15 protein-coding genes are annotated in these 18,463 nt (G+C 52.1%); all 15 read left to right on the top strand.

Features of this window, described 5'->3' with window-relative positions; all coding sequences use genetic code 11:
• The first annotated feature begins 47 nt into the window (after positions 1-47).
• The 15 genes from MWU60_RS18145 to wecB all read left to right on the top strand — a co-directional run bounded on the left by MWU60_RS18145 (position 48) and on the right by wecB (position 18,152).
• A complete protein-coding gene (locus tag MWU60_RS18145; protein WP_247228816.1) occupies positions 48-416 on the top strand; it encodes a hypothetical protein in 369 nt (122 codons plus the stop codon).
• A 55-nt stretch (positions 417-471) separates the two neighbouring features.
• Entirely contained in the window at positions 472-2,286 is a 1,815-nt protein-coding gene (locus MWU60_RS18140; protein ID WP_247228815.1) for an ATP-binding protein, read from the top strand.
• Between the two features lie 58 nt (positions 2,287-2,344).
• Positions 2,345-4,363: a Druantia anti-phage system protein DruA gene (locus tag MWU60_RS18135; protein ID WP_247228814.1), complete on the top strand. Its 2,019-nt coding sequence runs from the start codon at positions 2,345-2,347 to the stop codon at positions 4,361-4,363.
• 872 nt (positions 4,364-5,235) lie between these two features.
• Positions 5,236-6,675 carry an alpha/beta fold hydrolase gene (locus tag MWU60_RS18130; RefSeq protein WP_247228813.1) on the top strand — a complete coding sequence of 480 codons (1,440 nt, stop codon included), beginning with the start codon at positions 5,236-5,238 and terminating at the stop codon, positions 6,673-6,675.
• Between the two features lie 150 nt (positions 6,676-6,825).
• On the top strand, positions 6,826-9,042 hold the full coding sequence (locus MWU60_RS18125) for an NADP-dependent isocitrate dehydrogenase (protein WP_247228812.1): 2,217 nt from the start codon (positions 6,826-6,828) through the stop codon (positions 9,040-9,042).
• A 144-nt stretch (positions 9,043-9,186) separates the two neighbouring features.
• A complete protein-coding gene (locus MWU60_RS18120; protein WP_247228811.1) occupies positions 9,187-9,621 on the top strand; it encodes a universal stress protein in 435 nt (144 codons plus the stop codon).
• 384 nt (positions 9,622-10,005) lie between these two features.
• Positions 10,006-10,362, top strand: coding sequence for a MarR family EPS-associated transcriptional regulator (locus MWU60_RS18115; RefSeq protein ID WP_247228810.1), 357 nt, complete (start codon positions 10,006-10,008; stop codon positions 10,360-10,362).
• Positions 10,349-10,783 carry a hypothetical protein gene (locus MWU60_RS18110; protein WP_247228809.1) on the top strand — a complete coding sequence of 145 codons (435 nt, stop codon included), beginning with the start codon at positions 10,349-10,351 and terminating at the stop codon, positions 10,781-10,783. Before MWU60_RS18115 ends, MWU60_RS18110 begins: the two co-directional genes overlap by 14 nt.
• The gene (locus tag MWU60_RS18105; RefSeq protein ID WP_247228808.1) at positions 10,776-12,071 is read left to right on the top strand and encodes a nucleotide sugar dehydrogenase; all 1,296 of its coding nucleotides are present in this window, start codon (positions 10,776-10,778) and stop codon (positions 12,069-12,071) included. The genes MWU60_RS18110 and MWU60_RS18105 overlap by 8 nt, the downstream gene beginning before the upstream one ends.
• Before the next feature lie 14 nt (positions 12,072-12,085).
• The gene (locus MWU60_RS18100) at positions 12,086-13,027 is read left to right on the top strand and encodes a Gfo/Idh/MocA family oxidoreductase (RefSeq protein ID WP_247228807.1); all 942 of its coding nucleotides are present in this window, start codon (positions 12,086-12,088) and stop codon (positions 13,025-13,027) included.
• Positions 13,027-13,614 carry an acyltransferase gene (locus tag MWU60_RS18095; RefSeq protein ID WP_247228806.1) on the top strand — a complete coding sequence of 196 codons (588 nt, stop codon included), beginning with the start codon at positions 13,027-13,029 and terminating at the stop codon, positions 13,612-13,614. The genes MWU60_RS18100 and MWU60_RS18095 overlap by 1 nt, the downstream gene beginning before the upstream one ends.
• Entirely contained in the window at positions 13,611-14,696 is a 1,086-nt protein-coding gene (locus MWU60_RS18090) for a DegT/DnrJ/EryC1/StrS family aminotransferase (protein WP_247228805.1), read from the top strand. Before MWU60_RS18095 ends, MWU60_RS18090 begins: the two co-directional genes overlap by 4 nt.
• Entirely contained in the window at positions 14,693-15,811 is a 1,119-nt protein-coding gene (locus MWU60_RS18085; protein ID WP_247228804.1) for a hypothetical protein, read from the top strand. The genes MWU60_RS18090 and MWU60_RS18085 overlap by 4 nt, the downstream gene beginning before the upstream one ends.
• Positions 15,808-17,136, top strand: coding sequence for an oligosaccharide flippase family protein (locus MWU60_RS18080; protein WP_247228803.1), 1,329 nt, complete (start codon positions 15,808-15,810; stop codon positions 17,134-17,136). Before MWU60_RS18085 ends, MWU60_RS18080 begins: the two co-directional genes overlap by 4 nt.
• Positions 17,133-18,152: a UDP-N-acetylglucosamine 2-epimerase (non-hydrolyzing) gene (gene wecB / locus MWU60_RS18075; protein ID WP_247228802.1), complete on the top strand. Its 1,020-nt coding sequence runs from the start codon at positions 17,133-17,135 to the stop codon at positions 18,150-18,152. Before MWU60_RS18080 ends, wecB begins: the two co-directional genes overlap by 4 nt.
• Positions 18,153-18,463 lie beyond the last annotated feature (311 nt).

The raw sequence follows: 18,463 nt of genomic DNA, 5'->3' as shown, positions 1-18,463 counted from the left end.
TTTGTGAACCTCCTCAATTCTAACTTTTGAGTAAGGAGGTTCCCCCTATGGATCCCCATTTCTACCCTATGTGCAATGCAGGCCTTGAGAGCCTGCAAAGTCTTGCTAACGTTGGCTCGACAAATGAGACGGTCCAGTTTGAGGACGGTTCTTCGGTCGAAGTAGGTGACACAATCGCCGATCCCAAGCCCACGATCGAAGAGCAAATGATCCTTGAAGACATGCGCGGAGAGGTTCGTACGTTCGTGGAGGGTCTCACGCCCTATCTGCAGTGTGTTGTCATCCGTCGTTTTTGGATGAATCATTCCCCCCAGCAAATCGCAGATGATCTTGGTCGCCGTCGTCCTGCGATTTACGATGCACTGTCTCGTGCGATGCGCTTGGGGAAGCGTGACTTGTCGCCAGTGCTTGCCTAGTAAAGCAATGGGGTGGCCCATTAGAGCCACCCCCCCTCAGTCTACGCGGTCTAAAATGGCTGCACAAAAAGAAGGAAAGAACATGGCTACTCAACTTGAACTCCAAATCGAATATGCGAACGCGCTTGATGCGAATAAAGTCGACTATACCTTCGCAATTGGCGAAGCGTTTGTCGAAAGCATGCGCTCCACCCACTACAAGCACACCGGCACCGCCATTGATGAGTTGATCGACAATGCAATCGAGGCAGGGGCCAATACCGTAAGTGTTGCCTTTGGCTTTAAAAAGAAAGGGGATAAAAAGCCCGACGCCATTGCGATCATCGACAATGGGCACGGTATGCCGCCCAACATGGTCCGCCGTGCCGCTTCTTGGGGCGGCACGCACCGCCACCAAAGTGAAACACGCGAGGGCATGGGCCGGTTTGGGTTTGGCCTTCCCAGCGCCTCTGTAAATCAGGGAAAGCGGTTCACGATTTACTCGAAGTTGAGCGGAAAGGAATGGTACGCAGTAACTGTCGATTTGGACGATGTTGCCGATCTGAAATACTCATCCGTTCCCGGAAAGGTAGAGGTTCCAGGGTATAGGAAAGCGTCCCCGCCTGACTGGGTCTTGAGGAGCATCAAGGGGAACTATCCAGAGGAAGAGCTTCAGCATGGCACGGTGATCGTGTGGGAAAAACTGGATCGTCTGACGTGGTCTACTGTGAACGGGCTGCGGAACAATCTACTTTCTCATTTCGGCACCATCTACCGGAACTACCTCTCACAGACTCAGATCATCTTTGACAACACGATTGTCGGAGCAGTCGATCCGCTCTTCGTAACGCCCGGCGCACGCTTCTTTGATGAGGATTCTCTGCGCGCGGTTGCGCTGGAACCGGGCGAAATAACCGTTCGCTCTGCAAGAACGGGGAAGTCCAGCAAAATTAAGGTTCGCTATGCTTCGATGCCAGTCGGGTTCTACGCGATCGACAAGGCCAAGGATGCTAGGGGCAATAACTGCAACGCAAGGCTTCGGGTGAAGAACGACAATCTTGGTATTGTGGTCTGTCGTATGGGTCGGCAAATTCACGTCGTTGATAAGCCGACAACCAATGATGGAGCACAAGGTTGGGCTGGAATTGGTCGATTTACGAACAACGATGCTCGCTACTGGGGCTTGGAAATCGACTTCCCGGCCGATCTTGATGAGGAGTTTACAATCTCAAATTCCAAGCAAGACGTCGTGATGTCAGACCGCATCTGGCAACTCCTGAAAGAAGGCGGCGTGCTGACAGGCCTCAAATCTCTGAGGAAGATGTACGAAGATTCCAAAAAGGCGGAGAAGTCAAAACCTGCAGAAGAGGGGAACAAGCCGCGCCCGTCGGAAGTAGCTGCAAAAGAAGGTTCGGAGCAAGCTCGCCCAGGACGTGTTAATCCAATGTCGCAAGAGCGGGAGGAACAGGCCAAGAAGAACTTCGAGGAGTTTTTCAAGAACGCAGCGAAGGAGCGCAAGGTCCCCGAAAAGGTGGCCAAAGAGGAGCTGGAAGAAGAAACAGAGCAGCGCCCCTATAAAGTTGAATTCGAGACTATGCCGGATGCACCATTCTATCGAATGGAGCAGCGCGGGGCGATGAAGGTTCTCAAGATTAACATGGCCCACAGGTTCTATAGGGATATTTACGCCAACCAGTCGGCCACCAATTTCATGCGGTATGCCTTGGAAGTTGTTCTCTTTTCAATTGGTGATGGCGAGCTAGATGCGATCGGAAACGTTAGCAAAGAAAGCTTCTATCACGTTGAGAAACTTGAGTGGTCGAAGAAGATGAACGTGATGCTCGGCGCACTTAGCGAGTATGCCGACGAGGATGACGAAGAAGCAGCCTAAACTGGTGAGGAACGGCGAGAGGGCCCACTTAGCTGGGCTCTTTCTGCTATCATGAACTATGAAAAAAAATGACTATAAAAAAGCGTTCGCCCCTAGCAAGTTGCCCGCCGCACAACTCGACATGCTCGTTTCAGCAGTCAAATCTCAAGCTGAGGAAGACTTCTATGATGTTGCTATCTACTATCGGACCCTAGCGCGCAAACACGCCCTCAACGCGACCAAAGAGAGCGCAAATTCCGATCAGCTTCGTCTTGCCGTTTGCTACTCAATGCTGGCCGATTTTACCGAACAAGGTTGGAGCATTACCGTTCAAGACAATCGCATTTACGTTGAACAGCCCTCCATTGAACGAAAAAACGACGAAACCGAAGTCCAAGTAAAAAATCGAATCCGAAAAGGCTTCGAGGCCGTTAGTAATCGCCAACTTGCCGACCCCACTAATCGCGAGTTTATGCGCCGAATGGAGGCACGGAGGGATTTTGAAGGTAAGGCGGTGTCGGTTCTTGATGTCATCGACAACGGAACTGAGCTCGCGCAGGAGCTCGAGAAACTTGCGACAAAAGAGGTTGATGCGGCTCTGGACGGTCTTGGAGCAGTTATCTGCCCGGAATTAGTAGAATGCCGCGGCGACACGAAGTGTCCATACACAGGATATAGGCTGCAAGATATTTGGCGTTACTTCCGCCATACTTGGTCTCTTGAATACAAACTGTTGCCGGGTAGGACTTTGAGGCTGCTTGTTAGGAACGCGGCACGGCCAAATAAGCCAGTTATCGGCATTGTACTGTTAGCCAGCCCAACAGCGAACCTGCAGAGCCGAGACAAATGGATCGGATGGACGTTTGATGAGCTTGTTTCTGGCCTTATCGAAGGTCGATGGAGCGCCGACAACGTAGGGCGAAAGCTTTTCGAAGCTATTAAGTCTGCCATTAAACAGATACGCACAGACGATTTAGTTCCCCGAAGCGCATTAAACTATCCGAAGTCAGAACATTTCTTTGCGCTTGATCAGGCTGTCCACAATGCACTGCGCGATCGAGCAAGAGACTTGGCGGCAAAATCTACAGACTACCTTGTAGATATCCGTGGGCTCGACAAGTTGAAAATTACCAATGAGCAGTGGAAAGAGCTTTCAGAGACTTCCCTGTTCAGAAAGAAGCGCGCTGAGCAACTTATTCCCTTGTTGAAGGCACTTGGAGCCATGAAAAGGTATGGGTTTGACAAACATCCCGGCGCCGCCTTGTACGAAGCGGTCGTAGAGAAGGACGGAAAGCAAGCGGTGCAAACTGCGCTTTCGGAAATAAAGAAAGTACATTTGGCTTCGGAAGTTGCCGATCTTTCTGTTTGTGGTGCAGTGGCTCCCTACAACACGCTCATCTGCGGAAAACTGGTTACGTCCGTGATGGCATCCGAAGAAGTACGCGAGATTTACAAGCGGCGATATGGTAAACAAGTAAGTGAAATCTCCTCCCAAATCAAAGGGCGGCGAGTACAGCGGTCCTCGGATCTAAAACTGCTTACGACAACAGCTCTCTATGGGGTCGGCAGTAACCAATACAGCAGTCTCATATTGCGAGCCTCGAAGCATCCTGAACTAAAGTGCGACCTAATTTGGAAGAAAATTGATAGTAGTACCGGTTTTACTGTAACCCATATTAGCGACGAAACAGTTCAACTAATGCGTACTTTGGGAACCCAAGAATACGGTCGCCGTAGGATTAATAGCGTTTTCGGCGAGGGAAGCAGCCCGAGAACACGCCAGATTCGCGAAGGATTAAACCTGTTAGGAATCAACGATAGTGAGCTCCTTGAGCAACCCAACAGGAAGAAGGTCTACGGCTGTGAGATGTTTCCGGGCGCAAAAGACCAATTGCTCGGATTCGACGGTGTCGAGGTTAGTGCAGATGTCAGATCAAATTCTGTTGCTGCGATTACGAGGGGCTGGGCAAAGCGCTGGTTGCTACAACGTATCCAAAGTCAAAGGGTGCTCGACGGGCTTGCAGACTTTAGGCCCGCTCACGTCTCAGAAGCGCTTAAATCCCGAGCAGATAAGTTCGCTGAACTAAGACCGGATTGACGCGTCACCCTTCCTCAAAGGGTGCGTCAATTTCGTCGAGTATCGCTCTGGCGTCATGCGCAAGCTGCAGAATACGGTCAATGCAAATACTGTTAGAACGCCCTTCATCAACCAAAGACTGGAGGAGGCCTTTCATTTCAGGGCTTCTGCGAATAAGCGAAATTTCAGATTCGAACCGCTCAAGGTATTTCCTGCTTCCCGAGATAATCGTTCCAACGTGGTGTTGGTCCCCATCCAAAAAACAAAAAATATCCTTTCGATCAGTTCTCACAGTGTCTGCTACAAGCCAAACGCGTCTTTTCATAAGGATCCTCAAAAGTTAGTCTTGCCTTATGAAGGTATCATAACTATCTGAAATGTATCGAAGAATCGTCACAGCCCGGAATTTTTCTGTTTGAGCGTGTCGCAGCCGCAAAGCCGACTTTGACCGCGGCTGTCTGAACATCTGCTCTTAGTATTTTAGTCTGCTGATTCATGCAGGGTTTCGAAGTTGGCCCGAGAGAGGTGCTGACCCGAGAGCGCACCACTAGCCTGTAGCCCAAAAAGCCGTGCATTGGGTAGGGTGTACCAGTACAGCCGATTCAAGGTGGCCATGTTCGCCCAGCGCAGAGCGATTTTGCAGATTAGTAGGGCAAATCTTGATTAATATGGCGTTAGTAGGGGAGCTGAGTACAACCAGCGGTGGACAGGTGCGAAGCAGTGCAAGATAGCCTATAAAAATTTGCGTTTCCTGCCATAGTGTTGTGAAATTTCATCAGGTCCGGTACGCCCGAATGCCACATAGTCAAACGATACCACCAAACAATTCGTAATGATGGGGTCGTAGGTTCAAGTCCTATCAGCGGCACCACCCGCCCTTTGGAGCGTGTGAGATGAGAACCATCTTTGCTATTATCATCAGCCTGTCGTCGCTCTTCGGGCTGGAAGCTGCGCGGTACGGTGTGGACATCAGCACCGTCAAGGTCGGCAATACCCCGGTTACGCGATACGCGCTGCCGGAGGCTGATGGCCCGCAGGTCCTGATCGCGCATGGTTTTGCCGGATCGCAGCAGATGATGCAGGGCTATGCCTTGCCCCTCGCGCGGGCCGGGTATCAGGTGTTTGTGTTTGAATTTCTGGGTCATGGTCGTCACCCAGACCCGATGTCGGGTGATGTAAATGCCCTTGATGGGACGACACGTTTGCTGATGGAGCAGACAGCGGATGTGCTGGACCGGATCGCCGTTGATCGGGCGCCGGTCGCATTGATAGGTCATTCGATGGCCACCGATATTCTGGCGCGCGTGGCGCAAGAACGGTCTGACATTGGGCCGGTGGTTCTGATTTCCGCTTTCTCGCAGGTGATTGATGCCACATCGCCGCGTGATTTGCTGCTTGTGACCGGCGCGTGGGAACCAGGGTTGCGCGGGTTTGCCCAAGAGGCGGTGCAGATGGTGGCGTCAGATGCCGTGGAAGGGCAAACGGTGACATCGGACGGTGTGCGCAGGCGGGCTGTTGTTGGTCCGTTGACAGAGCATGTGTCGATCCTGCACAGCCGCGCTGGCCGGGCTGAGGCGCTGGCTTGGTTGGATACGTTTTACGACCGTCATTCAGATCAGCGGACCCTGCCCACCGGGACGGCAATTCTTGGACTGCTTGTGGGGATCGTGTTGCTGTTTCGGCCTTTGGCGGTGCTATTGCAACGCCGTTTGATCAGCCCCACGAGCATTAGCAACGGCCAGATTGCAGCGGTCTTGCTGCTGCCCGCCTTGGCCACGCCGTTCATCGCGGTCCCGCTGACGCCGGATATTTTGCCTGTCCTCGTTGCTGATTACCTTGGGCTGCACTTGTTCATCTTTGGGGTGATGCAACTGCTTTTTCTGGTTTGGTGGGGCGCTCGGGTCGGAGGCATTTCATGGACCGCAGTAGCGCTTCTCATTGCATGGTGCGCGCTGTTTGGGTTTCTGCTGGATCGCTATGCGGCGAACTTTTGGCCAACCGCGGACCGCCTGTGGATCATCGCAGCCTTGGCGCTGGGCGCGGTGCCCTACATGCTGGCAGATACGCTTTTGACCGCACAAGCGGGACTGTTGCGGCGGGTCATGGTGCGTCTGGCCTTCCTTGTGTCGCTCGGCATCGCTGTTGCCCTGGATTTCAGCGGGCTGTTCTTCCTGATCATGATCGCGCCAGTGCTGGTCTTGTTCTATCTGGTCTTTGGCACGATGGGCCGCAGTGTGGCTGTCAGAGTAGGTCCAGCAGCGCCCGCATTGGCGCTTGGTCTGGTGCTGGCATGGGCGTTGGGGGTCAGTTTTCCCTTGTTTATCGGCGTATGAGCAACTTTGTGTACAATTGTACACCAAAGGGCATTCCATTTCGCGACCTGTTCCACTAGTGATGTGCTGGAAATCCGGTCGTCGCAATTGAGCTAAGGTACGATGGCCAAAAAGCAGACGAAACACGACATAAACCACGAGGACATCCGCATGTCAGATCAGACCCTCCCCGATATTATTTACACAAAAACCGATGAAGCGCCGCAACTGGCCTCTGCCTCTTTGCTACCGATCTTGCGCAAGTTTTTGTCGCAGGCAGATATCTCAATCGGGACCAAGGACATCTCGCTTGCGGGGCGTATTCTGGCAGCGTTCCCTGAGCGGTTGACGGACGCGCAAAAGGTGCATGATGATTTGGGGCTGCTGGGCACCGTCGTCAAACAGCCCAGCGCGAATGTGATCAAACTGCCCAACGTCTCGGCCTCAGTGCCGCAATTGGTCGCAGCCGTGAAGGAATTGCAGGGTCAGGGATATGACATCCCCGATTATCCTGATGCGCCCGAGACGGCGGATGAAGTCGAAGCGCGCAAACAGTATGACGCGCTGAAAGGGTCCGCCGTGAACCCGGTGCTGCGCGAAGGTAATTCAGACCGCCGCGCGCCATCGTCGGTCAAAGCCTACGCCCGAGCGAACCCGCACCGGATGGGCAAATGGTCTGGGGATAGCAAAACGCGCGTGTCCACGATGGGCGCAAACGACTTCTTCTCGAATGAGACGTCCGTTACGCTGTCTGACGCGCAGACATTGAAGATTGAACTGACGGGCGCTGATGGCTCTGTCACGACGCTGAAAGACGGGATCGCGATGCCTGCGGGCACGATTGTCGACGCGACTTTCATGTCGGCCAAGGCGCTGAAGGACTTCTTCCATGCGCAGATTGCACGCACGCTGGAAGATGGCACGCTGTTCTCGCTGCATATGAAGGCGACGATGATGAAGGTCTCGGACCCGATCATCTTTGGCCATGCTGTTGTCGCCTACCTGCAGCCGGTCTTTGACAAATACGCAGATGATTTTGCGGCTGCCGGGATCAGTCCGAACGCGGGGTTTGGCACATTGTTTGATGCCATCGACGCGATGCCAAATGGCAAGGCGATCCGGGCCGAGATTGATGCGCTGCTGGCCGAGCGCCCACCGCTTTACATGGTGAATTCCGACCGGGGTATCACCAACCTGCATGTGCCTTCCGACGTGATTATCGACGCTTCTATGCCTGCGGTGATCCGTGCGGGCGGCAAAGGCTGGGGCCCGGATGGCAATGAGGGTGACACCAACTGCGTGATCCCCGACAGCTCTTATGCGCCGGTATATGATGCGTCGGTTGAGTTCTGCAAAGCCAACGGCGCGCTTGATCCGGTGACCGCAGGTACTGTGCAAAACGTGGGCCTGATGGCGCAGAAGGCCGAAGAATACGGGTCGCACCCGACAACATTTGAGATTCCACAAGACGGCACGGTGCGCGTGATCGCAGACAACGGTGACGTGCTGCACACACATGAGGTCGAGGCCGGTGATATCTGGCGCATGGCCTCTGCCCGCCGCGCGCCGATTGAAAACTGGATACAGCTTGCGCTCGACCGCATGGCAACCACTGGGTACGAGACGATCTTTTGGCTCGACCGCAACCGCGCCCATGACGCGCAGCTTTTGCAGTACGTCGAACCGGCGCTCGAAAAGGCAGGTGTTGCGGATAAGGTCAAGATCATGGCCCCGCGCGAGGCGACAACGCGGTCGTTTGAGGTGATCTATGCAGGTGACAACACCATCGCCGTGACAGGCAACGTGTTGCGCGACTATCTAACCGACCTGTTCCCAATCCTTGAGGTTGGTACCTCGGCCAAGATGCTGTCTGTTGTTGGTTTGATGAATGGTGGCGGTCTTTTTGAGACGGGTGCCGGCGGCTCTGCACCCAAGCACGTCGAACAGTTAGTGGGTGAAAACCACCTGCGCTGGGACTCTCTGGGAGAGTTCTGCGCCTTGGGCGAAAGCCTGCGGTTTCTTGGTGCGTCCAAAGGCAATGCTGCGGCCAATGTGATGGGCGATGCGGTTGATGCTGCGACGGAAAAACTGTTGGCTGAAGGGCACTCGCCCCAGCGCAAGGTTGGGCAGCCCGACAACCGGCACAGCCATTACTGGTTCGCGCGGTTCTGGGCAGAGGCCTTGGCGGCACAATCTGACAACGCTGATTTGGCAACCACCTTTGCCCCGCTTGCAGACGCCTTGGCAGAAAACGAAGCCGCAATCGTGGCGGAACTGTCCCAAGGGGGCGGCACGGCGATTGATTTGGGCGGGTACTACAACCCATCAGAGGCAGCAGCCTCTGCTGCGATGCGCCCATCGCAGACACTGAATGCGCTGATCGACTAAGAAGACGGCGAAAATCAACGCAAAAGGGGCAGGCATTCGCCTGCCCCTTTTGCGTTGTTCAGGCTGTTTGGGTTGACCCCTGTCAAGGCAAGTTGACGCAGACATTGTTATACTTCTGGCGAACCAAAGAAGGAGAGAACAGCTATGTTTGCCGATATCACAGTCGCAATTGACGGGTCAGATCACGGGTGGCGTGCGCTTGAAATCGCATGTGATCTGGCAAAGCGATATGAGGGGAAAATCCACCTGATACACGCCCCCGAAATGCCCCCATCCAGCATGGCGATTGGCATCGGTGCCATTGATGTGCCCGTGGATATGGAACAGTTGATGGCATCCGGTCAGGCGATCATGGCGCAGGCTGCAGATCTTGCGCGCAAGTCAGAGGTGGAACCCGCCAGCCAGATCGTGCGCGTGGGCGTGCCTTCGGCCGAGGTGATACACACGGCAGAGGCGACGGGATCAGACCTAATAGTCACAGGCCGACGCGGCATGGGCGGTATCGCCAGCCTGCTGTTGGGCAGCACATCACAAAAGATCGCACATGACGCACCATGTGCATGTTTGACGGTGAAGTAGTCGGGGGTGGTCAAAGGGGTTGGGTTAAAAGTGAAGTGCTGGAGCGGCTTGAACAACGTCTGGCGCAACGTGAGGTGCTGAACTGACACTCCTGAAAGGGAGCTGGGTGGCTGGGGCTGAAAACTTGGTCACCCGACAAAGAGGACGGTTTCAGGGCATTCGCTGCGGGTGCGGCGGCCAGTCAGGTTATCCTCGCATTCATATTGAGGATGGCTTACCTCACCAATTGCCTCGGACTATCGCAGCGCGCTTTCTTGTTGCTCGCGCTTTCACTTTTTGCTATCGTTCAAAAATGAACGATAAGATGTATCCTCGCCAAACCTACCTCACAGGGAGCCGCCAAGTCTGCTCTAGTGCGGTTGCTTTTCGAGCTCTCGATCAAATATGACACGCACCAAGCTTCAAGAAGACACGCACTTCCGGGTCCTTCGCCTGCTTCAGGACAACCCTGAAATATCACAACGCGAACTTGCGCAAGCTGTAGGCGTTAGCGTTGGTCGAATGAACTACGTTCTAAACGCGCTGGTGGACAAAGGTCTCGTGAGGCTAGGAAACTTTACAGCCGCAAAAGATAAAAGGCGATACGCATATGTTTTGACTCCGATGGGGATTGCGCAAAGGGCAGCGCTGACCCGTGCTTTTCTGGCGCGTAAAATGGCGGAGTTTGATGCGCTTAAAGAAGAGATTGAAGCGCTTCGTTCGGAAGCACCCAGTAACGCGATTGATTATGACGGGACATAACGGCGTGACGCAGAGAAAAGTTCTGGTCACAGGAACCGCAGAATTTATCGGCCTTCACCTTTTTACCTATGTCGACGATCTTGTGCGCGGTAGTCGCATGCTTGTCGAATCGGCCCCAGAACGCCCCGCTTCGGGGGATGAGATCGAAAAAAGTCATAGCCTTTCTCCTGTCGCCTCTTATCGCGTCGTCAACACTGGCAACTGCGAAAAAGTCGGACTGTTGGATTTCATTCATGCCATTAAGAACGTCTTGGGCAAAAAGGCGATCCGCAACTATGTGCCAACGCAACTGGTCAATCTGCCTGCGACTTGGGCATATGCCGATTTGCTAAAAAAATTAACCTGCTATAGACCACAAACAGAATATCGTGACGGGATCGCGTACTTCGTGGAAAGGCATTGTGAGTATTATAATGTCTGAGGCTAATATGGACAGGCTGTCCCTCAAAACATCTAAACTGGCAGCCATCGGGCTTGGCTATGTTGGCCCGCCTCTTGCCGCAGAAGTCGACAAGAAGCGTTCAGTTGTGGGCTTTGGCATAAACACAAATCATATCAAGACATTGCGCGCGAGTCACGATTCCACTCTTGACGTCGAAAATGATGAACTCAGCTCAGCTGAGGGCCTGTCATTTACCAAAAAGTTGGAAGATATCGCGGAGCACACTGTTTTTATCGTGACAGTTCCAACCACGATAGATGCCCATAAACGTCCTGATCTGACCCCACTCTTAAGAGCCTCTGAGACCATCGGAAAGGTTCTAAAGCCCGGCGATTTGGTGATACATGAATCAACCGCTTATCCAGGCGCTACTGAGGAAGGTTGCGGTCCCGTTCCAGAGCGGATTTCCGGCCTGCGCTTCAACGAGGATTTCTTTGCAGGCTATAGTCCAGAACGGATTAACCCTGAAGATAAACAGCATTGTTTGTCAACGATAACGAAAGTCACATCTGGCTCTACACCTGATATAGCCGATATTGCCGATACGCCCTGCGGGTCAATCATTGTTGCAGGGACGGATAAGGCATCGTCAATCCGCGTGGCAGAGGCTGCAAAGGTGATTGAGAATGCCCAGCGAGATTTGAACATTGCGTTGGTAAACGAACTGGCTGTCATCTTTAACAAAATGGGCATCGATACCGAGGCCGTGCTGCAGGCGGCAGGTACCAAATGGAATTTTCAACCATTCCGCCCCGGATTGGTAGGCGGTCACTGCATAAGCGTCGACCCCTACTACTTAACCTACAAGGCGGAAGCGACCGGCTACCACCACCCCCAAATCATCTTGGCGGGACGGCGCCTAAATGACGGTATGGGCCCGTATGTGGCGGGCCAACTCGTAAAATGCCCGCTGAACAAACGAAGTCATGTGCAGGGCGCGCGGGTGCTGGTCATGGGGCTGGCCTTCAAGAAAAACTGTTCAGATTTACGCAATACCCGTGTTGTAGACGTGATTTCTGAACTAAAAGACTTCGGCGTAGACGTAGACGATTCCTGGGTCGACAGCACTGAAGCGCAGAGTGAATACGGCGCTACCCCTATCGAGCAACCTATGGACGGCACCTATGATGGTGTTGTTGTTGCCGTCGCACATCAGGAATTTGTGGACATGGGGGCGTCTGGTATGCGCCAACTGTGCCGCGGAGGCCACGTTCATTACGATCTTAAATACGTCCCACCCGCCGGTCAAAGTGATCTGCGGTTGTGACACGAGGAAACCAAATGAAAAACTTCGCTCTCATTGGGGCTGCTGGTTACATTGCGCCCCGTCACATGATCGCTATTCGCGAAACAGGAAATTTGTTGGTAGCGGCGCTTGATCCAAATGATTCAGTCGGAATTATTGACAGCCACTTCCCAGATGCCGACTTTTTTACTGAATTCGAACGATTTGATCGACATATCGACAAACTGCGACGCAATGGGAATGGAGTAAGCTACGTTTCCATTTGTTCACCCAACTATCTCCATGACAGTCACATGCGATTTGCTCTGCGCTCTGGGGCCGATGCAATCTGTGAAAAGCCTCTGGTGCTTAACCCTTGGAACATCGACGGTCTGCAAGAAATCGAGGCTGACACGGGGCGCAAGGTCAACACGATTCTCCAGTTACGCGTTCATCCTGCTATCATTGCGTTGCGCGAACAGATCGCCAATGCCGCTTCCGATACAAAACATGAAGTTGACCTGACCTACATTACATCACGAGGGAATTGGTATCTACAAAGCTGGAAGGGCAATGAAAAAAAATCTGGCGGTATTGCGACTAATATTGGCGTGCATTTCTTTGACATGTTGCATTTCATATTTGGGAAGCTACAGGAAAACCAAGTTCACCTAAATGATCCAACCCGAGCTGCGGGCTATCTTGAATACGAAAATGCAAGGGTCCGTTGGTTTTTGTCATCGAATATTGACGACGTTCCGGAAGCCGCGCGCGATCAAGGCCAGCGTACCTATCGCTCGATCACAGTGGACGGTCGGGAAATTGAGTTTTCGGGTGGTTTCACCGACCTGCACAACCGTAGTTACGAAGAGATTCTCGCAGGGCGTGGTTTTGCCCTAGAAGAAAACCGCGTGGCGATTGAGACGGTATCTCATATCCGCACGGCTCCAATACAGTCGAGCGGCGAAATGCATCCATTTGTGAAGAAAAAAGATTGATGACCTACAGCCTACATCCAAGCGCCATTGTCGATGAAGGTGCCGAAATTGGCGACGGCAGCCGCGTTTGGCACTTTTCCCATGTGTGTGGAGGCGCGCAGATTGGCAAAGGGGTATCTCTTGGTCAAAACGTTTTTGTAGGCAACAAAGTCATCGTTGGGGATCGATGCAAAATTCAAAACAATGTCAGTATCTACGACAACGTTACTCTCGAAGAGGGTGTTTTTTGTGGCCCCTCAATGGTGTTTACGAATGTCCACAACCCGCGTGCTCTTGTGGAGCGAAAGAATGAATACCGCGACACTCATATTGGTCGCGGTGCGACTCTTGGAGCAAACTGCACAGTTGTTTGTGGCATCATGATCGGAGAGTTTGCATTTGTGGGCGCAGGTGCCGTCGTGACCCGTGATGTCGCTCCTTTCGCTTTGGTGGTTGGGGCACCCGCGCGACATATCGGTTGGATGAGTAGCTTTGGAGAACGCTTAGACCTCCCAATTACCGGGAATGGGAAAGCAATATGTCCACACACAGGTGACCTCTATAAGCTCACTGATGGAAAAATGTCCCGCGAGGAAAACTCAGAATGATACCCTTTGTTGATCTTGCGGCTCAACAGGAGCGCATTCGACCAGAGATAGAGGCCGGCATCGCACGCGTACTGGCACACGGAAAATACATCCTCGGGCCCGAAGTAGATGAGCTGGAGGAACGGTTGGCGACTTATAGTGGTGCGAAGTATTGCATCACATGTGCAAACGGCACTGACGCGCTCCAAATTGCATTAATGGCGCTAGGAGTTGGTCCTGAGGACGAAGTTATCTCGCCAGGCTTTAGCTATATTGCCACGGCGGAATCTGCCGTTCTTCTTGGGGCATCGATTCAATACGTCGACATCAACCCATTGACGTATAATTTAGATCCAGAGTTGCTTGAAGCTGCAATCACCCCGCGCACCAAAGCGATCATCGCTGCTTCCCTTTATGGTCAGCCTGCCGATTTTGATGCTATCAACAGCATAGCGGAACGCCATGGGATTCCTGTTATCGAAGATGGCGCACAGAGCTTTGGTGGCGCTTACAAAGGCCTAAAATCGTGCAATCTCACAACAATTGGATGCACAAGTTTCTTTCCTTCAAAGCCTTTGGGATGCTACGGGGACGGCGGGGCGATGTTCACCTCTGATCCAGAACTTGCCAAAGCTCTCCGTCAAATTGCACGGCACGGGCAAGAGCGCCGTTATTACCATGCAAGGGTCGGCGTAAACTCTAGGCTCGATACACTGCAAGCCGCAATTCTACTACCTAAACTGGCAATCCTGGATGACGAGATTACGGCACGACAGCACGTCTCTGAATTCTATGAGGCGGCACTGAAACCATTGGGTCTGGTCACCCCACATATTTCTCAAGATAATCAATCTGCTTGGGCTCAATATACTGTTCGAATACAAAATCGGTCTGAAGTGCAAGCCGCGCTAAAGAACGACGGGGTTCCTACAACGGTACATTATCCTTTGCCCTTAAATCGTCAGCCAGCTGTCGCAGACAAAGATGTCAACCTTCCCCATGGTGATAGGGCTGCTGATGAAGTGATGAGCCTGCCAATGCATCCTTATATGGAGATTATCACGTTGGAGAAAATTGTATCTGCGCTGAAGGCCAATCTATGAGTAACACCGCCAGCGCTGTTTTTATTGGTACTGAGGCTTCAGTCTTTGTAACCAGAACGCGAGATACTCTAATTGAAAGAGGCATCCGAATTTCTGTTATTGATCCCCACAGAGTGAACAATCAGATACGTGGTAATAGTATTATTCATAAATTGTGGCGTATGTTTGAGCGATATCGCAATGTCAGGAAGCTTATTAGGGCGTCTCCAAAAGATCAAACAGCAGTTATCCACTATTTATCACTAGATACCTTTTGGCTCATCCCTATGCTGTCTAGGCATTTCTATCGCGTCGTTGGGCTAGCTTATGGTAGCGATGTGTTGCGCCGCAAAAAATCTTTTGATTTCTTATTACGAGTCGGTTTCAGGCGAATCGATGTTATTGCTGCGACCAATGATAATGTATTAAACGCGCTGCTCTCAGACTTTCCTTTCTTGACCAAGTGTTCTCCGAAGATAATCAGGTTCGGCCTTTCTGTCTTTGATGAAATACTGAAAATAGACGAGATTACGCCTTCTAAAGCCAAATCAATGCTTGGTTTTGACCGAGAAAAAGACCTGGTTTGCCTTGGATATTCAGCATCTCCGGGGCAAAGACAGATGGATCTCCTTGAGTTTTTCGAAACACATCTAGATCAATTTGAAAACCTGACTTTTGTTGTGCCGATCCAGTATGGCTCTAATTCTATTTCTAGTGCTATTAAAAAGAAGTGTGAGCTAATAAATCTCAAAACTGGGAGGGCACAGTTTTTCGCTTTGGAAGAGTTTCATGGGCCGGAGAAGTCAGCATTAATGCGTCGCGCAACGGATGTGTTGATCAACCACTCTGTTTCTGACGCGTTCAGTGGTACCGTGCAGGAAGTTGTTTATGCTGGTAACCTTGTACTTTCTGGTGACCACCTGCCCTACAATAAAATGCCAGGCTTCGGATCGGCCATCCGACCATTTCGCAGTCTTGCTGACATGGCATCGAACCTTCGCTCCGATGCTTTGATGGTATGGCGGATCAAAGCCGCTGGTTCCTCCATTGAAACCCGTGAACACCTTCATGCGATATCCTCATGGGATGCCGTTTTCCCCGACTGGCAGCGCCTGGTCGAAATCAAGCAATCATGACCAAACCCACTTCCATGCGCCGTACTGGTATCGACATTGTGCTCACATTCAGTCGCCAGTTTCTAGCTGGCCTAATGCAACTTGGTATATTGTTGATCGTCGCGCGCGTCTTGGGACCAAAGGGTGCGGGCGCATACGCCGTCGCGCTGCTGTTGCCGATGACAATGTCTCAACTGCTCAACCTTGGATTGGCCAGCGCAAACGTTTATTTCGTTGCCTCGCGCAAGTTCCCATTGCATCAGGCTTGGGCCGCGTCACGTGACCTTGTATTGGTAATGGGTCCGTTGGGGTTGACCGTTGGGACATGCGTAATCGTAGTAATTGGCGACACAGTGTTTCCTGGCGTCCCACAAATCGCGTTGTTGTTGGCGCTGTTGATCTACCCGACCAGTTTGCTGGCGGGGATAGTCTCGGGGTTGTTCCAAGCCTTGCAAGATTTTCGCGCTTTCAACATTGCAGTGCTTGTGCAACCGTTCCTGTCATTCACTGGAGTCTGCCTGCTCTGGTTCACAAATAACGTGGATATTATCACAGTATTGCTCGTCATTGCGTCAGCGCATTTCCTCTCCCTGATCGCAGCGCTGGCCCTTTTGAGCAAGCACACGCTCCTGACTGCGCCCTCTATAGCCGGAATGGAATACTTGCGGCCAGCGATAAGATATGGCGTCAAGGCGCATTTGGGTAACATCCTATCCTTCCTGAACTATCGCTTGGATATGCTTTTGGTCAATCTGATCGCGGGACCCGCTGCTGCTGGTATCTATTCCGTCGCCGTGCGCTTGACTGAGCAGCTGTGGATGATCTCACAGGCAGTATCCACCGTGATCTTCCCCCGGCTGTCAGCAATGGAAAAAGACGAAAACGCACGCCGTACTTTCACCCCGCTTATGGCGCGGATAGTTCTGTGGGTCACCTTGACGGCAGCGGCACTGCTTGGAATCATTGCGCAACCACTGATTCAATTTCTATTTGGATCAGATTTCGGCAGCGCGTTCGGTGCTCTTATCATCTTGCTGCCCGGTATCACCCTGTTTTCTCTTGGCCGCGTTATTGCCAATGATTTCGCTGCGCGCGGTTGGGTGGGAATAAATCTAGCGCTTGCGGGCTTGGTTTTACTGGTCAATACCCTCGCGAACTTAGTGCTGATCCCAGCCTATGGATTCACAGGTGCCGCCTTTGCCACAACCCTGTCTTACACGCTTAGTGTTGTTGTCCGACTGACGTTACAAAAAAGATTGGTCAACATTTCTTGGCAGGAATGCTTCGTACCAACCAGAAATGATCTCGCTATGCTTTTGCGCGTTTTTGTAAAGGTCAAAACATGAAACTACTCACAGTTATCGGGGCTCGCCCCCAATTCATAAAAGCCGCGACAGTATCTCGAGCAGTTGCGGGTCGAGACGATGTCAATGAAGTGATTGTTCATACAGGTCAGCACTATGATGCGAATATGTCAGACGTCTTTTTCGAAGAACTGTCCATTCCCAAACCGAATTATCATCTTGGTATTGGCGGGGGTAGTCACGGCAAGATGACCGGTCGCCAAATGGAAGAAATAGAAAGTGTCTTGCTCAAAGAAAGCCCCGATGTTGTTCTGGTTTACGGCGACACGAATTCTACGTTGGCCGGGGCTTTGGCAGCCGTGAAACTGCATATTCCAGTTGCGCACGTCGAGGCTGGATTGCGATCTTTCAACAAAAAAATGCCGGAAGAGATCAATCGTATTCTGACGGATCACGCGTCCACCAGCCTTTTCGCCCCGACACAGACTGCAATCAAAAACTTGTCTTCTGAGGGGATTTGCGGCGATCATGTTCAAATGGTGGGCGATGTAATGTATGACGCTGCATTGTTCTATCGTGACCGCGCTCGGAAACCTTCCTGGTTCGAAGAACTGCCGATTTCGGAGAATGAGTTCGTTCTTGCCACGATTCACAGAGCGGAGAATACTGACAATCCACAGCGCTTTGCCGCCATCTTTGCCGGGCTCGCCCAGTCAGAGAAGTCGATCGTTTTGCCATTGCACCCCAGAACACGGGCGCGTCTGAAGGATCATGGCATCCAACCCTCTGACAACATGCACATTGTCGATCCTGTCGGGTATCTGGAGATGGTTTGGCTTGAGGCCCATTGCGCCCTTGTGGCAACGGATTCCGGGGGTGTTCAGAAAGAAGCGTATTTTCACGGGAAACCCTGTATCACTCTGCGCGATGAGACCGAGTGGGTGGAACTGGTAGAAATCGGAGCGAATGTGCTTGTTGGGGCGCAGTTTGATGCAATCACAAGCCTTCTCAAAAATCCCAGAGGCAGTCGTGCAACAGAAAATTTACGGCGAAGGTGACGCAGCAGAGCGTGTTGTTTTTTCTATATTGCGATAAGAGCGTCAAAACTACCCACAGGGTTGCTTCGCTGCAAGAAAAATTTCAAGCTGACTAGTAGCCAAGAAAAGAGATAATAGTTGTGAAGATCATACATATGTCGGTCGTGCGCAGGTTCACAGCAGGCCAAATCAAACAACTCAGATCAGAATTTGCGTCCTCGAATAGAATAGAAGACTTCGAGTGGGAAACTGTCGGGTATCAATCGGGAGAAAGCGACCAGCCGTTTATTCATCAAATCCCTTTGCCGTTCAGGCCAGTATTCTTAAGGAAT

The sequence above is a fragment of the Yoonia sp. F2084L genome (assembly GCF_023015625.1).
Taxonomy (GTDB): Bacteria; Pseudomonadota; Alphaproteobacteria; order Rhodobacterales; family Rhodobacteraceae; genus Yoonia.
Note: the sequence above shows the minus strand (reverse complement) of the source record. Positions and strands in the feature narration are given on the sequence as shown.

Coding starts and splice junctions, on each gene's coding strand:
- MWU60_RS18110 (WP_247228809.1), top strand. CDS start 10,349: ATGACGGGACATAACGGCGTGACGCAGAGAAAAGTTCTGGTCACAGGA.
- MWU60_RS18140 (WP_247228815.1), top strand. CDS start 472: ATGGCTGCACAAAAAGAAGGAAAGAACATGGCTACTCAACTTGAACTC.
- MWU60_RS18090 (WP_247228805.1), top strand. CDS start 13,611: ATGATACCCTTTGTTGATCTTGCGGCTCAACAGGAGCGCATTCGACCA.
- MWU60_RS18125 (WP_247228812.1), top strand. CDS start 6,826: ATGTCAGATCAGACCCTCCCCGATATTATTTACACAAAAACCGATGAA.
- MWU60_RS18100 (WP_247228807.1), top strand. CDS start 12,086: ATGAAAAACTTCGCTCTCATTGGGGCTGCTGGTTACATTGCGCCCCGT.
- MWU60_RS18085 (WP_247228804.1), top strand. CDS start 14,693: ATGAGTAACACCGCCAGCGCTGTTTTTATTGGTACTGAGGCTTCAGTC.
- MWU60_RS18145 (WP_247228816.1), top strand. CDS start 48: ATGGATCCCCATTTCTACCCTATGTGCAATGCAGGCCTTGAGAGCCTG.
- MWU60_RS18135 (WP_247228814.1), top strand. CDS start 2,345: ATGAAAAAAAATGACTATAAAAAAGCGTTCGCCCCTAGCAAGTTGCCC.
- MWU60_RS18095 (WP_247228806.1), top strand. CDS start 13,027: ATGACCTACAGCCTACATCCAAGCGCCATTGTCGATGAAGGTGCCGAA.
- MWU60_RS18130 (WP_247228813.1), top strand. CDS start 5,236: ATGAGAACCATCTTTGCTATTATCATCAGCCTGTCGTCGCTCTTCGGG.
- MWU60_RS18080 (WP_247228803.1), top strand. CDS start 15,808: ATGACCAAACCCACTTCCATGCGCCGTACTGGTATCGACATTGTGCTC.
- wecB (WP_247228802.1), top strand. CDS start 17,133: ATGAAACTACTCACAGTTATCGGGGCTCGCCCCCAATTCATAAAAGCC.
- MWU60_RS18120 (WP_247228811.1), top strand. CDS start 9,187: ATGTTTGCCGATATCACAGTCGCAATTGACGGGTCAGATCACGGGTGG.
- MWU60_RS18115 (WP_247228810.1), top strand. CDS start 10,006: ATGACACGCACCAAGCTTCAAGAAGACACGCACTTCCGGGTCCTTCGC.
- MWU60_RS18105 (WP_247228808.1), top strand. CDS start 10,776: ATGTCTGAGGCTAATATGGACAGGCTGTCCCTCAAAACATCTAAACTG.